At 40.3% G+C, this 16,721-nt stretch carries 19 protein-coding genes and 1 tRNA gene; 11 read left to right on the top strand and 9 right to left on the bottom strand.

All coding sequences use genetic code 11. The annotated features are described in order from the left end of the window. Positions 1–35: 35 nt before the first annotated feature. The gene (locus EZJ28_RS03070; RefSeq protein WP_131394784.1) at positions 36–446 is read right to left on the bottom strand and encodes a DUF4293 domain-containing protein; all 411 of its coding nucleotides are present in this window, start codon (positions 444–446) and stop codon (positions 36–38) included. 195 nt (positions 447–641) lie between these two features. Here EZJ28_RS03070 and rho point away from each other — a divergent pair, with 195 nt between their 5' ends. Next, positions 642–2,255: a transcription termination factor Rho gene (gene rho, locus EZJ28_RS03065; RefSeq protein ID WP_131394782.1), complete on the top strand. Its 1,614-nt coding sequence runs from the start codon at positions 642–644 to the stop codon at positions 2,253–2,255. Positions 2,256–2,432: 177 nt separating this feature from the next. Here rho and EZJ28_RS03060 read toward each other — a convergent pair. Next, positions 2,433–2,505, bottom strand: a tRNA-Gly gene (locus tag EZJ28_RS03060). Between the two features lie 223 nt (positions 2,506–2,728). On the opposite strand from EZJ28_RS03060, the gene EZJ28_RS03055 reads away from it, so the two are divergent. From EZJ28_RS03055 to EZJ28_RS03045, 3 genes are read left to right on the top strand one after another with little or no spacing between them, the layout of a single operon-like run. Continuing rightward, on the top strand, positions 2,729–3,283 hold the full coding sequence (locus EZJ28_RS03055; protein WP_131394780.1) for a ClpP family protease: 555 nt from the start codon (positions 2,729–2,731) through the stop codon (positions 3,281–3,283). Then, positions 3,283–3,567, top strand: coding sequence for a GNAT family N-acetyltransferase (locus EZJ28_RS03050; protein WP_131394778.1), 285 nt, complete (start codon positions 3,283–3,285; stop codon positions 3,565–3,567). The genes EZJ28_RS03055 and EZJ28_RS03050 overlap by 1 nt, the downstream gene beginning before the upstream one ends. A 34-nt stretch (positions 3,568–3,601) precedes the next feature. Continuing rightward, positions 3,602–5,227, top strand: coding sequence for a murein L,D-transpeptidase (locus EZJ28_RS03045; protein WP_131394776.1), 1,626 nt, complete (start codon positions 3,602–3,604; stop codon positions 5,225–5,227). Here EZJ28_RS03045 and EZJ28_RS03040 read toward each other — a convergent pair whose 3' ends face one another. After that, positions 5,228–5,965: a murein L,D-transpeptidase catalytic domain family protein gene (locus EZJ28_RS03040; RefSeq protein ID WP_131394774.1), complete on the bottom strand. Its 738-nt coding sequence runs from the start codon at positions 5,963–5,965 to the stop codon at positions 5,228–5,230. It abuts the gene before it with no gap. A 228-nt stretch (positions 5,966–6,193) separates the two neighbouring features. On the opposite strand from EZJ28_RS03040, the gene EZJ28_RS03035 reads away from it, so the two are divergent. The 7 genes from EZJ28_RS03035 to EZJ28_RS03005 all read left to right on the top strand — a co-directional run bounded on the left by EZJ28_RS03035 (position 6,194) and on the right by EZJ28_RS03005 (position 11,733). Beyond that, on the top strand, positions 6,194–6,964 hold the full coding sequence (locus EZJ28_RS03035; RefSeq protein ID WP_131394772.1) for a M48 family metalloprotease: 771 nt from the start codon (positions 6,194–6,196) through the stop codon (positions 6,962–6,964). A gap of 82 nt (positions 6,965–7,046) precedes the next feature. Beyond that, a complete protein-coding gene (gpmI, locus tag EZJ28_RS03030; RefSeq protein WP_131394770.1) occupies positions 7,047–8,564 on the top strand; it encodes a 2,3-bisphosphoglycerate-independent phosphoglycerate mutase in 1,518 nt (505 codons plus the stop codon). 4 nt (positions 8,565–8,568) lie between these two features. Beyond that, positions 8,569–9,126, top strand: coding sequence for a thioredoxin family protein (locus tag EZJ28_RS03025; protein WP_131394768.1), 558 nt, complete (start codon positions 8,569–8,571; stop codon positions 9,124–9,126). 50 nt (positions 9,127–9,176) lie between these two features. After that, positions 9,177–9,581 carry a BT0820 family HAD-type phosphatase gene (locus tag EZJ28_RS03020; protein ID WP_131394766.1) on the top strand — a complete coding sequence of 135 codons (405 nt, stop codon included), beginning with the start codon at positions 9,177–9,179 and terminating at the stop codon, positions 9,579–9,581. Between the two features lie 11 nt (positions 9,582–9,592). After that, positions 9,593–10,408, top strand: coding sequence for a type I methionyl aminopeptidase (gene map / locus EZJ28_RS03015; protein WP_131394764.1), 816 nt, complete (start codon positions 9,593–9,595; stop codon positions 10,406–10,408). After that, a complete protein-coding gene (locus EZJ28_RS03010) occupies positions 10,401–10,964 on the top strand; it encodes an HNH endonuclease (protein WP_131394762.1) in 564 nt (187 codons plus the stop codon). The genes map and EZJ28_RS03010 overlap by 8 nt, the downstream gene beginning before the upstream one ends. A gap of 1 nt (position 10,965) precedes the next feature. Continuing rightward, positions 10,966–11,733, top strand: coding sequence for a class I SAM-dependent methyltransferase (locus EZJ28_RS03005; RefSeq protein ID WP_131394760.1), 768 nt, complete (start codon positions 10,966–10,968; stop codon positions 11,731–11,733). Between the two features lies 1 nt (position 11,734). Here EZJ28_RS03005 and EZJ28_RS03000 read toward each other — a convergent pair whose 3' ends face one another. From EZJ28_RS03000 to EZJ28_RS02975, 6 genes are all read right to left on the bottom strand, one after another. Next, complete coding sequence (locus EZJ28_RS03000; RefSeq protein WP_131394758.1) at positions 11,735–12,745, bottom strand: FAD:protein FMN transferase; 1,011 nt, start codon at positions 12,743–12,745, stop codon at positions 11,735–11,737. Positions 12,746–12,747: 2 nt separating this feature from the next. Further along, positions 12,748–13,104: a Na(+)-translocating NADH-quinone reductase subunit F gene (locus EZJ28_RS02995; RefSeq protein WP_131394757.1), complete on the bottom strand. Its 357-nt coding sequence runs from the start codon at positions 13,102–13,104 to the stop codon at positions 12,748–12,750. 176 nt (positions 13,105–13,280) lie between these two features. Then, positions 13,281–14,567, bottom strand: a complete 1,287-nt coding sequence (nqrF, locus tag EZJ28_RS02990; protein ID WP_131394755.1) for an NADH:ubiquinone reductase (Na(+)-transporting) subunit F — start codon at positions 14,565–14,567, stop codon at positions 13,281–13,283. A gap of 15 nt (positions 14,568–14,582) precedes the next feature. Beyond that, the gene (gene nqrE, locus EZJ28_RS02985; RefSeq protein WP_131394753.1) at positions 14,583–15,197 is read right to left on the bottom strand and encodes an NADH:ubiquinone reductase (Na(+)-transporting) subunit E; all 615 of its coding nucleotides are present in this window, start codon (positions 15,195–15,197) and stop codon (positions 14,583–14,585) included. Between the two features lie 29 nt (positions 15,198–15,226). Beyond that, a complete protein-coding gene (locus EZJ28_RS02980; protein WP_131394751.1) occupies positions 15,227–15,973 on the bottom strand; it encodes an NADH:ubiquinone reductase (Na(+)-transporting) subunit D in 747 nt (248 codons plus the stop codon). 2 nt (positions 15,974–15,975) lie between these two features. Next, positions 15,976–16,719, bottom strand: a complete 744-nt coding sequence (locus tag EZJ28_RS02975; RefSeq protein WP_131394749.1) for a Na(+)-translocating NADH-quinone reductase subunit C — start codon at positions 16,717–16,719, stop codon at positions 15,976–15,978. Positions 16,720–16,721 lie beyond the last annotated feature (2 nt).

The raw sequence follows: 16,721 nt of genomic DNA, 5'->3' as shown, positions 1-16,721 counted from the left end.
GTTTTTCACGCACTAATACTACTAAGATGATAGGCTTATCGTAATCGATCTACAGATTTTACGAGATCTTCGTCCCTTTTGATGGCCTTATTGGCCAGAACAAGAAAAACGATAGAAACAACTGGAATGAACATCCCAATACCCTTCTCCGAAATATCCATTTCTCCAGGTAAAGTTAGAGACCAATAAACAAACACTCCTAGTAAAAAAAGGTTCAATATTATATTTAGTCGCCCCAGTACGAACTGGAGTTTTCTATTCTTAAACATAAAAATGCTCACTAAAGAGATCGCAGCAGAAGCGAGAAACATTCCGAACGCTATAAGTTGGTCCTGAGCATAAACCGGCTCTCCCGCAGAATTCTCCCAAAGCGAAAATACAAATATTAATCCTGCACTCGTTATGATACTTAAAAGCAAGTAAACTGTTTGTATTCTTTGAAGCATAGTTTTTACTGTTGCGGCACAAAAATAACAGATTCTTTTTAGATTTCCTGCGTAAAAGTTTAAAATAAAGTTGTATTATTGCAAGAACATTTCGTAACCCATTCAATGTTGGTTACTTAAGTCTCCAAAACTTTTTATTCTTCTTCGAGAAGTTTTAAAATCAACCCAAACGAAAAAAATTATTGTAACGAATTCATGTTTGAAATTTCAGAACTAAAAGCTAAAAAGCTTCCTGAACTTAAGGAAATTGCTGAAACGCTTAACGTCCCCAAGTACAAGACTTTAAAAAAATTAGATTTGGTGTATCAGATTCTGGACTACCAGGCATCAAATCCTAAAAAAGTGAAAGAAGTACTTACCGAAGATAAAGAGGAACAGACTCAGGAAAAGCCTCAAAAGCCGCCAAAAGCTAAAATAGGCAGCGATAAAAGACCTTCTAAATCGTCTAATCCTTCCAAATCCTCACAAGCAAAGCCTTCAGGAAAAGACACCTCTCATCCTGCGCACAAGGAAGACAACAGGCCTTCAGGCAAAAGTAGCCGTGACAGAAATCAGTCAGGTAAAAAAGATAATCGCGGGCGTAGCGACAACAGAAATGAAAATCGTAGCGACAATCGCAATGACAACCGCAGCGACAAAAAAAATAACGGAAACCGTGATAACAGAAATCGTTACAGGGAACCCGATTATGAATTCGACGCCATTATAGAAAGCGAAGGAGTACTGGACATCATGCAGGACAATTATGGTTTCCTGAGAAGTTCAGACTATAACTACCTTACCTCTCCAGATGACATCTATGTTTCACAGTCGCAAATCAGATTATTTGGGCTTAAGACAGGTGATACCGTTCAGGGGCAGATAAGACCACCAAAAGAAGGAGAAAAATATTTCCCGCTTATCAAGATCAATAAGATCAATGGGCTGGATCCTCAGGTAGTAAGAGACCGCGTTTCTTTTGAGCACCTTACTCCATTATTTCCTAAAGAGAAATTCAATATTGCCGAGAAGCAAAGCTCAATTTCAACAAGAGTTATGGACCTCTTCGCTCCTATTGGAAAAGGGCAGCGTGGAATGATCGTGTCTCAGCCTAAGACAGGAAAGACAATGTTGCTTAAGGATATTGCAAACGCGATTGCGGCAAATCATCCTGAAGTATACCAGATCGTTCTTCTTATAGATGAAAGACCAGAAGAGGTAACCGATATGCAGCGAAATGTAAAAGGCGAAGTGGTAGCTTCAACCTTCGACAAAGAAGCTCATGAGCATGTTCGTGTTGCCAACATTGTACTTGAAAAAGCAAAAAGACTGGTTGAGTGTGGCCATGATGTGGTAATCCTTCTTGATTCGATTACACGTCTTGCCCGCGCCTATAATACAGTTCAACCTGCCAGTGGTAAGGTACTGAGTGGTGGTGTTGATGCCAACGCACTTCATAAACCTAAAAGATTCTTTGGTGCTGCTCGTAATATCGAGAACGGTGGTTCTTTATCTATCATAGCGACCGCACTTACAGAGACTGGTTCCAAAATGGACGAAGTTATCTTTGAAGAATTCAAAGGAACAGGTAACATGGAACTTCAGTTAGACAGAAGAATATCCAACAGAAGAATCTTCCCTGCTATTGACCTTGTTTCGTCGAGCACACGTAGAGATGATCTTCTTTTAGATGATAATACAATTCAACGCATGTGGGTGCTTAGAAAATATCTTGCTGATATGAATCCTGTAGAAGCTATGGAATTCATTAATGATAAGATTAAAAGTACTCGAAACAATGAAGAGTTCCTAATCTCCATGAACGGTTAGATATACTGTTAAACCCTACTTTAGCAGCCGGAATGTTTAAAAAACTTCCGGCTTTTTTATTTCCAGAACCCAGGAATATTATCCTGAAAATCAGAACCTGTCTTCAGGAAGTCGGAGCCCTGCACGATCAAAATTTCAAACATAAAAAAAGACCTCATTTTGCAATGAAGTCTTTAGAGCGGGAGACCGGGTTCGAACCGGCGACATTCAGCTTGGAAGGCTGACGCTCTACCAACTGAGCTACTCCCGCCTGTGCCTGCAAATATAATCTGAAACTTTTTCAAAATCCAAAAAAATTTCGAGCTTTTTTAAAATTAAATCTACCCCTAAATTAAACCCAGGAGCCTCAGCTTTTAAGGATGATCTTATCATTTAAAATCTTGTTAAATGCCGGCAATTCCATTCCGTTTTCTAACAAAATAGTCCTATTTTTAGCTACGACTTCTAAAACTAAAAAAGTATAAATGGACTTCATGAAAAATAAAACCGGTAAGATTCAGGATTTAATAGACAATAAATTATTAGAGAAAAGAAAGATTTATATGTGGGGTGAGGTTAATGACAAAACAGCAAAATATGTTATAGACCGCCTTGAATATCTGGATCTGGAAGGAGATGATGAGATTCAGCTTTTTATAAATAGCCCGGGAGGTTATGTTACAGATGGATTCGCTATTTATGACACAATTATGAGTATGGAATCACCTGTATCTACCATTTGTACGGGACTGGCAGCTTCCATGGGGTCTATTTTACTTTCTGCAGGAAAAAAAGGAAGAAGGTTCATTCAGCCTCACGCCAAAGTGATGATACACCAACCAAGTGGCGGAGCAAGAGGTCAGGCTTCAAATATTGAGATCGCGGCCAATGAGATCCTGAAAACGAAACACCTGAGCGCAAAGATTCTGGCTGAGAATTGCGGTCAAAGCGTAGAAAAAGTACTTAAGGATTTTAATCGAGATTACTGGATGGATGCTGAGGAGTCAATGGATTATGGAATCGTAGATGGAATTTTTAAGAAAGGATAATGAAAATAAAACATAAAGAGAACAATCGCCGTGGAATGTTCTATATAGAAAGCGAAAAAGGACTGATCGCAGAACTCACTTATTATAAGAACGCTAACAATGTTCTCACCATAGACCACACCGAGGTTAAAAGAGAACTTGAGAATCAAGGTATAGGTTCCAGCCTCATAGAAAAGAGTGTGGAATTTGCCAGGGAACACAATCTAAAAATAGAGCCCCTATGTCCTTTTGCAGAGGTTAAATTTGATGAAAATGAATCTTACCAGGACGTAAGAGCTTCTTAGTGAGGTTTTTCAATCAAGTATCAATATTTCTACTATGAAAGCCTCCTATCTGTACCTTATTATAATCCTGCTTCTTTATTCCGGATGTAAAGATAAAACTGATACGCCGGGCATTGAGGAAAGGAACGATGTGGAAGAAATAAGCTATCTCACCAAAGCTGGTAGAGTTGAGGATTTTTTAGAGGAGTTGGAGGGGGAAACTCAACTTTATAATATCCAGGCAGTTTCAGAATTTTATGAAGACAAAGATTACGAACCCATTTGGAATAGCAGGAAATTAAGAGAGGATTTCTACAGGACAATAGAGAACATTGAGGATGAAGGCCTGTTCTTTGAAGACTACCATGGAGATAAATTAAAAACACTATTGAGTTCTCTCGATTCAAATTCGCGGGACGAAAACACTCTTCTTGAAATTCTTTTAACCGATTCATTTTTACGGGTTTCGGGAGACCTCGCCACAGGAAAGCTTAACCCTACTCAATTGTATACGATATGGGGTACACCTCTTAATGAGATCGACTCAAAAGCCTTACTTAATAAGGCGATCACTCAGGAAGATATTACACAGGCTATAGATTCGGTCACACCACAGCACATTGTATACAAAGGTCTAAAAAAAGCATTGAAGCAGTTTAAAAGAACCGGGATACAAGAAGATTCGGCTACTCAAATTCCATCGGGACGGCTTATCAGACCCGGAGAATCCGATGAAAGAATTAAAGTGGTTACCCAGCGTTTAAAGGAATTAGGATATTACAATAAAGTTCCCGATTCATTAAACACAAACTACAATAAGGAGCTTCAGGAGGCCGTCAAAAATTTTCAAATGGACCACGGGATACAGGTAGACGCCTTACTGGGAAAAACAACTGTAAACAATCTTAATCTTACCAAAAGGGACAGATATCATCAGATCCTTGTAAATCTTGAGCGATGGCGCTGGTATCCCAGGGATCTGGGATCACATTATATTATCGTAAATATTCCTGATTACAGATTGAGCGTGGTAAAAAATGGTGACACCATCAGATCTCACAGGACTATGGTTGGTACTGAAGTAAGAAAAACACCGATCTTCTCGGACGAGATAGGTTATATTGTATACAATCCAACATGGACCATCCCTCCTACCATCAAGAAGAATGATGTGATCCCCGGTGTAAAAAAAGACCCTAACTATTTAAGAAAAAAAGGTCTTCGGGTACTGGATTCAAGAGGCAATAGTGTAGACCCATCCACTGTGGACTGGTCTTCTTCTGAAGCGCTTGGATATACCTACCGTCAGCAGCCGGGCGCCTCAAATCCGCTGGGAGTGGTCAAGATCATTTATCCCAATGAATATATGATCTACCTGCATGACACACCTTCAAAAGATCTTTTTGAGAAAAATGCGCGTGCTCAGAGCTCGGGTTGCGTGAGAGTGGAAAATGCACTGGACCTGGCCCGCTACCTCCTAAGCGATCAGGATAAATATGATGACGAGCATATTGATAAAATCCTGAGATCAGGAAGAACCACAGAGATCCCAGTCACTCAGGAAGTCAAGGTCCACCACTTTTACTGGACAGCTGTAAATGAAAAAGATACCACCAGATTTATTGATGATATCTATAATCTTGATAAAGATCTTTGGGAAAAGCTTAAGCCGGCAGGCTAATTAGCTATTTACATATTTTGAAACAGCCTGATAATTCTTATCATTCTTGTGGATATATACTACCGATCTTCCTTTGATCTTATTTATAAGGTTTTTTGCAAGCTTATTTGGAACTGCCGGACAACCATAACTCCTTCCAAGTCTCCCAACTCTGTTGATGAATTCCGGTTCTGCATAATCGGCTCCATGTATCACTACATAACGCTTACGTGCATTAGAATTAAAGTTCTTCTCCATCCCGTCGATAAAAAGAGATAGGCCGTTCTTCCCGTAGTAGGTTTCACCGGTTACATAAAACCCCAGAGAGCTTTGATGAGAATTCACTTTGTTCGAGAATTTGTTCGCGAATTCCCCACCTGTATTCTTTCCATGAGCCACAAAGGTATTGAATATCACCTCCTGGGTATCCATATTAAGAATCCACATTCTCTTTTGTTTCGATGAGAGATCAAAATCTATAATAGTAAGTAAAGGATTTGAAACCTTCCCGGCTTCATTAAGTTTAGAATAACCGTTCATTGCTTTCTCAAAAACCGTAAGCTTAGGCATCGTTGCGCTGTTCAGGGTAAAAGTCTGATACAGATCGGCTACTTTCTCTTTAAAAGTCTTTTTAGTTGTGGTTTCAACAGAGATCTCTGCTGTGACCTCGGAATTGTTGGAATACTTGATTTCATCGGTACTGCTAAATGCGAATGAGAAAATTAACACTCCAATAACAGTAAGGATTCGGTACTTCATATATTTCAGCTTTTTCTAATTTTTTGTTAATAAAAACCAAAAGTCCTGCCAACATACAAAATTTCAGTAAAAATTTCGAAAATTCCGGTATTTTAACAATTAAGACTTTTATAACGCTTATTATAAGCTACCTAACTGGAAATTTGGTATATTCATACAACGCATTAAGTCATATGATATTTTAATTTTCGAAGATTATAAGTGTTAAAATTTTAAGCTGATTATCAAATGAGATTTGGGAAAAATTTGTTAAGACTGGGAATAGGCGCAGTTATAGTGATCTTTGGGATCGTGAAATTTTGTTCTTCAGCTGAAGAAAATCCTTATACCGGCGAAACTCAATATGTAGATCTTTCTGCAGAAGAAGAGATTGCCCTGGGGGCTCAAAGCACCCCCATTATGCTGGAAGAATACGGCGGATTGCATCCCGATACCAGGGCTCAGAGGAATGTGAGAGCTGTCGGCCAGCGACTGGTAGAGAACAGCATTGCCTCCAGCGCCCCGTACGAGTTCAAATTCTACCTGCTGGCAGATCCAAATACGATCAATGCATTTGCACTACCCGGCGGTCCTGTTTTTATAACCTATGCGCTTTACTCAAGACTTCAGAATGAAGAACAACTGGCAGGCGTTTTGGCTCACGAGATAGGGCATGTGATTGGTCGGCATTCAGCAGAAAGAATAGCCCAGCAGGGTTTCACCAACACTGTACTTACAGGAGTTGCCGTGGGTTCAGATAGTTATGAAGCAACACAGGCAGCCGCGGTTTTTGCAAATCTCGTGAATATGAAATACGGCCGTGGCGATGAACTTGAAAGTGACAACCTGGGAGTAAAGATCATGATAGATTCAGGTTACGAACCTGAGGCTTTAATTGGAGTAATGGAAATCCTCAAGGATGCTGCCGGTACCAATCGTGTTCCGGAATTTCAAAGTACTCATCCCGACCCTGAGAACCGCATCGAAAAGATTAGGGAAGCAATAGAAGAATACAGGTAGTTTTAATAAAATATTATCGCATCCAGCTCAGGCATTGCGACGAAATGTTTTTATCTTTAACGCCCAAAATTATTTTAGCTAAATGAAAAAGAAAGTCCTTTTAATGATATTGGATGGCTGGGGAATTACTCAAAATGAAGAGGTTTCAGCCATTGCCAAGGCCAATACACCTTTCATGGATTCCCTTCCGGGAAAATTTCCACATGCCACCTTAAGAACTGACGGGATGAACGTTGGTCTTCCTGAAGGCCAGATGGGTAACAGTGAAGTTGGTCACATGAATCTGGGAGCAGGCCGTGTGGTATATCAGGACCTGGTGAAGATAAACATGGCGGTGGAAAAAGATACACTAAAAGACGAACCCGTACTTGAAGAAGCTTTCAATTATGCGGTTAAAAATAATAAACCCGTCCATTTTATGGGACTTGTAAGTGACGGGGGAGTACATTCTCATATAAATCACCTGAAAGGCCTGTTATCTGCGGCTGAAAAATTAGGAGTTAAGGAAAAGTACGTACATGCCTTTACTGACGGGCGTGACGTAGACCCGCATTCGGGCAAAGGTTTTATTGAAGAACTACAGGTACACCTGGGAAAGACCAATTCCAAACTTGCATCAATTATTGGAAGATATTATTCCATGGATCGGGACAAAAGATGGGAACGCGTGAAGCAGGCCTACGACCTTATTGTTCATGGAAAAGGAAAGAAAACAACCGATCCTCTGACTGCGATCCAGGAAAGCTATGATGATAACGTAAGCGATGAATTCATTAAGCCAATAGTACTGACTGATGATAATGGAGAACCTGTGGCTAAATTAAGCGAAAAAGATGTGGTGATCTATTTCAATTTCAGAACAGACAGGGGAAGACAGCTTACCCAGGCTCTATCACAGGATGATTTCCCGGAATACGAAATGAAGAAGCTGCCATTATACTATGTGACCATGACCAAGTATGATGACACTTTCCAGAACATAAATATCATCTTCAAGAAGTCTAATATTAAAGCTACACTGGGTGAAGTACTGGAGTATGAAGGAAAGAAACAGATACGCATCGCCGAAACCGAAAAATATCCTCATGTCACCTTTTTCTTTTCAGGCGGACGGGAAGAACCATTCAAAGGTGAAAAGAGGATCATGTGTAATTCACCAAAAGTGGCTACGTATGATCTTCAACCAGAAATGAGCGCTGCGGAGATCAAAGACAAGATAATTCCTGAAATAGAAAAGGAGTCGGCCGATTTCATCTGCCTTAATTTCGCAAACCCGGACATGGTAGGCCATACAGGGGATTTCGATGCTGCTGTAAAAGCCTGCGAAACCGTTGATGCCTACGCAAAAGAAGTTGGCGAAACAGCCTTTGAAAAAGGATATGCGGTTATTATTATTGCAGACCACGGAAACAGTGAGGTGATGAAAAACCCTGATGGAAGTCCCAATACGGCTCACACTACCAATCCTGTACCACTTATTTTAATGGACAGTGATATAAAGAGCATCAGGGATGGGAAATTAGGAAATATTGCCCCTACAGTTTTAAAACTTATGGGAATAGCGCAACCAGATCTTATGACCGAAGACCCGTTAATCTAAATTTATGAAGAAGAAGTTTTTAATCCTGCTGGCTGTGATGGCCATTAGCTGTGGAAATACAATTAACAAAAACCTGAACGAAGAGGAAATGGTGGAAATCGAAACAGACGACTTCCAAAAAGACATTCTTCTAGGAGAATTTAAAAAGGAAGATCTTCAGCAAAAGCCTTTTTCCACCTGGTTTGAACCGGAATATGAAGAATTCCAGCCTCAGGAAAAGGCAATGAAAGACATTCATGAAAATATTGGGGATTATGAGATTAAGTTGCTGATGGGTACCTGGTGTGGAGATAGCAGAAGAGAGGTTCCTAAATTCCTCAAATTGCTGGATAAGTCAAATTACGATTATGATAAACTTGAAATGGTAGCGGTAGATCATAACAAATCTACTCCTTCTCAGATTGAAAAGGAACTGGACGTGCATCATGTGCCAACCATTATTTTCTATAAAGATGGCGTTGAAGTGAACCGGTTTGTTGAGTATCCACAGGAGGAAAGCATTGAAGAAGACATCGCTAAAATAGTGAGCGGAAAAGAATATAAAGACTCTTACGCTGAATAAGTTATGGTAAGCTTAAGATTAAATTAGAAAATATTGATTAATTTCGTATTATGCCTACTTCTCTTACGATAGCAGTTGATTTTGACGGGACTATAGTAGAGAACAGATTCCCCGAAATTGGCAAACCTATACTTTTTGCCTTCGAATCCTTAAAAAAATTACAGGATGAAGGGCACCGTCTTATCTTATGGACCTACCGTCATGGTGAACGGCTAAATGAAGCCGTGGAGTTCTGTAAAAAAAATGGACTGGAATTCTATGCGGTAAATAAAAGCTATCCGGAAGAAGAGTATGACGATACGATTAGCAGAAAAATCCTTGCAGATATATTTATTGATGACCGTAATCTTGGCGGTTTAAAAGGCTGGGGAGAGATATACCAGAGTTTAACGAATAATAAACCGGGAATGAATAATAAGAAGAAAAAGAGGTCCGGTTTGTTTGGAAGATTTTAGATAAAAAGAATATGATTATACCAAAATCCAGAGAAGAAATAGAATTAATACGCGAAAGCGCACTAATTGTTTCCAAAACACTTGGAATGCTGGCTCCCGAGATAAAACCGGGCGTAACTACTCTGGAACTTGATAAACTGGCCGAAGAATTCATTCGAGACCATGGTGCCGAACCTGGCTTTTTAGGACTTTACGATTTCCCCAACTCACTTTGTATGAGTCCTAATGCACAGGTGGTACATGGTATCCCTAATAACACCCCGTTAAAGGAAGGAGATATCATTTCCATTGACTGTGGTGCCAAAAAGAATGGTTTCTACGGCGATCACGCCTATACCTTTGAAGTGGGCGAGGTAGACCCGGAAGTAAAAAAACTTCTTGAAGTTACCAAAGAATCTCTTTATATTGGGATTCGAGAGTTCAAAGCAGGAAACCGTGTTGGTGATGTGGGCTATGCCATACAGAAATACACAGAAGACCATGGGTATGGTGTGGTTAGAGAGCTTGTAGGCCACGGCCTTGGTCGAACCATGCACGAGGATCCTGAAATGCCTAACTACGGGAGACGTGGTAGAGGCAAAAAATTTGTCGAAGGGATGGTTGTTGCCATAGAACCCATGATCAACATGGGGACAAAGCGCATAAAGCAATTACCCGACGGCTGGACAATACTAACCGCCGATAATAAGCCAAGTGCTCATTTTGAGCACAATGTGGCTCTTGTAGACGGCAAACCCGAATTACTATCTACATTTAAGTACATTTATGAATCATTAAAAATTAAAACCAAAGAAGAAGACGAATTTAGAGCAAAAGTTTATGATTAAAAGTTACAGACAGGAAATCTGGAAGACCCTACACAAAGATTCCTGGGAAGACCGCTTTATCTACAAAGTCTCAAATTTCGGAAGGATGATCAGTTATCTGAAAAACCCGGAAGGAGACTTGATGAAAGGCGGAAAAGTAGGTGGATATTTAAACTTCGCGGTTAAATTGAAGAATGGAAAACACAAAACGTATTACATTCATCGTGTCATCGCAGAGATGTTTTTAGAGAAGAAAGAAGGCGATCAGTACGTAATTCACAAAAACTTCGTGAAAAACGACAATCGCGTATCTAATTTGGCATGGGCCACCAAAGACGAATGGGTCCAACATCAGTACAACAGTCCTAAAGTAAAGGAGAACAAAAGGAAAAGAAAACTTAGAAAAGTTACTTCATATTCCAAGTTAACCTATGCTCAGGCCGTGATCCTAAAGAAAAAACTTTTAGATCCCGACAGAAAAACCCGTATCAGAGTGCTCGCCAAACAGTTTGGCGTCTCCGAGATGCAATTATACCGCATCAAATCGGGTGAAAACTGGGGAGATATCGAAGTCTAGAATGAGCAATCTTTTTAAACTGGCCTTAAATAGCATACCCAGGCCATTTCTTATTAGAATTAGTTACCTGGTAAGGCCGTTTTTAAAGATTTATCTTAAAGGCAACCGATATACCGATCCTATTGACGGAAGCGGTTTCAGGAAGTTTTTACCTTATGGTTACGGAGAACAGAGGGAAAATGTACTTTCCCCTTCTACCCTTTCCCTGGAAAGGCATAGACTCCTATGGCTTTATCTGAAAAATGAAACCGCTTTTTTCAATAGCGATCTAAAGGTTCTGCACTTTGCGCCCGAACAGGCTTTTTATAAGCGTTTCCGGAAACTTAAAAACCTTCACTATACCACCACAGATCTTAATTCCCCCCTTGCCGATGTAAAGGCTGATATCTGTGATCTCCCTTTTGAAACAGAGAGTTTTGATTTTATTTTATGCAATCACGTTCTGGAACATATACCTGATGATCGAAAGGCCATGAAAGAACTCTACCGTATTTTAAAACCGGGAGGAACGGCAATATTGCAGATTCCTCAGGACCTTACCAGGGAAAATACATTCCAGGATGATTCCATTACAGATCCTAAAGAACGTGCCAGGATCTTTGGACAGTATGACCACGTTAGGGTCTACGGAAGAGACTATTTTGATAAATTAAGACAGATAGGCTTCGAGGTAGAAGAAGTTGATTATACCTCGAAATTAAGCAAGGAAGAGATTGATCATTACCGGCTGGCAAAAGGAGAGATTATTCCCGTATGCCGAAAAAAGTAATTTATTCTACCAGCTGATTTTCGAAACCCGGGGTGGAATATACATTCACTTCTCCTCCATCATCCGAATAAAGCATATAAACATCCACACCATTCAAATCTTCAAGTACCTCTTTGGCTCTTTCCAAACCAAGCGCCATAAACGCAGTAGCATATCCGTCGGCCAGCATACAATTTTCAGCAAGTACCGAAACGCTCAGCAAATTATTCTTCTCAGCCTTCCCACTAATTGGATTTATCGTATGCACATATCTCTGCCCTGTCGTGGAATCAACCCTGAATTTTCTGTAATTGCCCGATGTGGCCATAGCGCTATTTTCAAGTTTCAATTTCGCATATAACCTTCGGCTACCTCCCGCCTGCATAGGATCATCAATCCCAACAATCCACTCTGAATCACTGTTCAGTTTTCTACCCTTCGCTCTCAATTCACCGCCAAGTTCTATAAGGTAATTCTCAATATTGTAGGCTTCCAGGTATTCAGCTATAACATCAATAGCATAGCCTTTGGCAATAGCATTAAAATCGAGATAAATAGCCGGATTTTCCTTTGAGAGAGTTCCATCCTCGCTAAGGTTCAGCTTATCGAAGCCAACAAGTCCATTAAGAGAATCCAGACGAATACTATCAAGTTTCTTTAAGGCCTTGCCTGGGCCAAAACCATAGGCATTTACAAGAACGCCAACGGTAGGATCAAAAAAGCCATTACTCTCCCGGTATATCCTTTCTGATGCTCTGAAGACCTTTTTAAAGTGTTCATCAACCTTGACAGTTGAATCACCTCTGTTGATCCGGGAAATATCAGATTTGGTACTGTAGGTGCTCATAGAAGTATTGATCTCATCTATGATACTATCCATGGCATTTTCAAAGTGGAGGTCTTCTTGAGAGAAAAATTGAACCGCATAGGTAGTTCCCAAGGCTTCGCCCTGAAATTGCTGTGCCGTTCTATTCTCATCTGAACAGGAAAAGTTCAGTGAGATCAATATGAATAAAATTCCAATTCTTCTCATAATTAAATTTCTTTCCAGCCGGAGTAGTTCACCACATAATCTTCATCACTGGTGATAGGTTTTTCATAATCACCAGAGTTTGCCAGTCCCACAGCGGCATAAAAAGTACGGGCATTAAATTTATCGGCGTGTTCCTTTATCTCTTTAAAGAAAACTGGATCAAAGGCTGAAGGATCATCCGGATATTCAATAGCTCGAACAATCACAAAATGAAGCTTTCCGGCCTTTAGGGCCACAAACTGAGGATTCTTTTTCAGCTCTGAATTCACACCAAGAAATTCGAATCCATTCTCCTCAAGATCCTTTCCTACGATATTCATCGCCAGATTGTGTAATTCCTGTCTACTTAATTTAGGCATGTGGCAAAGATAAAAATAAGCTAATTAAATCTCCTTTCGTCAAACTGAACTTGTTTCAGCTTCCGGGATATCTAATTGAGATCCCGAAACAACTTCGATAGTTATCTAAACAGATGACGCATCAATCCGTTTAAATCATAATAAAAAAAATCCCGCCGAAGCGGGATCCTATTCTTTTATCCTCCGAAGTCATCGAAGCGAATATTCTCTGGGGGGATTCCAAAATCCTCTCCCATTTTCTGAACGGCTTTGTTCATCAATGGAGGTCCACAGAAATATAGTTCGATCTCTTCCGGCTCTTCATGATGCGACAGGTAATTGTCTATCACTACCTGGTGAATGAATCCTACGAATCCATCTCCTTCATCATCAAGACTTGATTTCACTTTCCAGTTATCTTCTTCCATTGGCTCAGAAAGGGCCAGGTAGAATTTAAAGTTAGGGAAGTCTCTTTCCAGAGCTCTGAAGTGCTCAGTATAGAACAATTCACGCTTAGAACGACCACCATACCAGTATGTAACTTTTCTATCGGTCTTCAGTGTTCTGAATAAATGGTAAAGGTGAGACCTCATCGGCGCCATTCCAGCACCACCTCCTACGTATAACATTTCTGCATCACTTTCATTGATGAAGAATTCACCATAAGGTCCAGAAATAGTAACCTTATCACCTTTCTTTAAACTGAAGATATAAGATGAAGCCACACCAGGGTTAACGTTCATCCAGGTATCCTTTGCCCTATCCCATGGCGGAGTAGCAATACGTACGTTAAGCATGATCTCACGCCCTTCAGCAGGGTAGGACGCCATAGAGTAAGCACGCTCCACTGTCTCAGGGTTCTTCATTACAAGTGGCCATAATTTGAATTTATCCCACTCCGCTTGGAACTTATCAGGAGTTTCGTGCTCTTCAGGGTGTGCAGTGATATCCATATCTTCAAATTTCACCTCACACTTAGGAACTTCAATCTGAATATATCCACCCGCTTTGTAGTCCATATCTTCAGGAATCTCAACAACAAATTCCTTAATGAACGACGCCTCGTTATAATTTCTGACTACAGTAGCTTCCCATTTCTTAATACCAAATACCTCTTCAGGGATCTGGATCTTCATGTCCTGCTTCACCTTCACCTGGCAACCAAGTCTCCAACCGTCAGCGATCTCTTTTCTGGTAAAGTGAGGCTCTTCAGTGGGAAGAATTGCACCCCCACCTTCTTTTACGATACACTTACACTGGATACAGGTTCCACCTCCACCACAAGCAGATGGAAGGAAAAGCTTATTATCTCCAAGAGTTGAAAGTAAGGTTCCTCCAGAACCTACTTCAAGATCTTTTTCATTGTTTACATTAATAGTTACCGGACCAGATGGTGCCAGCTTTGCCTTGGCTCCAAGTAAAACGGATACCAATAACAAAATTAGAACTAAGAATACTACTACACTCGCTATAATAACTGTCATAATCTTTCTTTTCGATTATAATTTAATTCCCATGAAACTCATAAAACCAAGGGCCATCAATCCGGTAATGATAAAGGTTATACCAAGACCTTTTAGTGGCGCAGGGACATTTGAGTATGCAATTTTTTCTCTAATAGCTGCAATCCCGAGGATAGCAAGGAACCATCCAATTCCACTACCAAGACCATAAGTAACTGCTTCAGAGATTCCAATAAAATTCTTTTGCTGCATGAATAATGACCCTCCCAGAATCGCACAGTTCACAGCGATAAGCGGCAGGAAAATACCTAGCGCTCCATATAGGGCAGGTGCAAATTTTTCAACGATCATCTCTACAAGCTGTACCATGGATGCGATTACCGCAATGAACATGATAAAACTTAAGAAACTTAAATCGATATCGGCATATTCGGCACCCAGCCAGCTCAAAGCACCAGGGCGGAGCAAATAAGTATCAAGCAGGTAGTTAATAGGTACGGTTATCGCTAATACAAAGATTACCGCAGCACCTAAACCAACAGCTGTTTTTACAGTTTTTGATACCGCCAGGTAGGAACACATTCCCAGGAAGTAGGCGAATACCATATTTTCTATGAAAATACTTCTTACAAAAAGGTTAACTAAATCCATTCTTTATATACTTTTTAGCCTTTAAGCTGTTAGTTTTCTTCTATCAGTTTACGGTTTCTTGCACGCTGCACCCAGATGATCACACCTACCACAATAAGTGCCATTGGAGAAAGGAGCATCAAACCGTTATTTTCATATCCCAGAGCATACAGCCCGGTAGAATCGGCCAAAGTAGCTCCTTTATGACCTAGAACTTCAAATCCGAATAACTTTCCTGAACCAAGAAGCTCTCTGATAAAGGCAACAATGATAAGGATCAACCCATATCCTGCAGCATTCCCAATTCCATCAAGAAATGATTTCCAAACTCCATTACCTAAGGCAAAAGCTTCAAGACGGCCCATCACGATACAGTTGGTAATGATAAGACCAATAAATACTGCAAGCTGTTTACTCACATCATATGCATAAGCCTTTAGGACCTGGTCTACAAGAATTACCATTGAAGCCACAACCACCAGCTGCACAATGATCCTGATACGGCTGGGAATCATATTTCTTAAAAGGGAGATAATGACATTACTAAAAGCCATTACCGCCATTACCGCGATCGCCATTACCACTGCCGGTTCCAGCTGAACCGTAATCGCAAGGGCTGAACAAATACCTAGCACCTGTACGGTAATAGGGTTATTGTCATCCAAAGGATCACTTAATAATTTTCTATTCGCTCTTGATAAGAAGCTCTCCTTTTCTTCAGAATCTGAAAGAAAAAGGATCATCTCCTGTTTCTTTTCTTCCTCTTTTGCAGAGTTATATTTTTTCTCTTTAGCCATAATTATTTTATTGCTACTTTAATATCTCCTTGTTTCCTGAAATATGGCAGATATCTCTTAAGCCTCTCTGAGATCATATCAGAAACACCATCACCTGTAATGGTTGCGCCTGAGATTGCATCTACCTTATTATCATCCTTATCTGAAGGATCTATATCTCCTTTTACAACAGAAACACCTACCAGATTACCATTTTCATCAAAGATCTTTTCATTTTCAAAAGATTCCTTGAACCATTCTTTAGTGATTTCCGCACCAAGTCCCGGGGTTTCCCCGACATGATCAAAAGTTGCTCCCTTAACTGTGTTGATATCGTCCTTAATGGAAATGTATCCAAAGATGGCATTCCATAGTCCGTTACCTCTTAGAGGAACAACATAGTATTTCTCACCTTCAACATCGGCGATATACAGCGGAAATATCTGCTCTTCAACAGGCTTTTTAAGTTCCTTTGCAAGGTCCACCTCGAATGCATTTGCCGACTCATCTACTTCCCCATTACTGTCCAGGGCAAGTTCCTCTACAATATATTTGTCATACTGTTCCTGAGCACCTTCTCTGGATGTTTCAATCCCTACAGTAGCCAGAATGTTCTGCATCTTCTCTCTTCTCACATTCTCCTGCTGGGTAGGCTTAAGGGAAGTAGCCGCAAAAGCAAGTACCGATGCCACAACCACTACCATGACCACGGCAAACATGAATGTATAACCGTTGCTGTTTGTCTTATTTACTGATTTTTCTTCCATAA

It is taken from the genome of Gramella sp. KN1008 (genome assembly GCF_004332155.1).
Taxonomy (GTDB): Bacteria; Bacteroidota; Bacteroidia; order Flavobacteriales; family Flavobacteriaceae; genus Christiangramia.
This window is presented reverse-complemented; position numbering and strand designations above follow the sequence as displayed.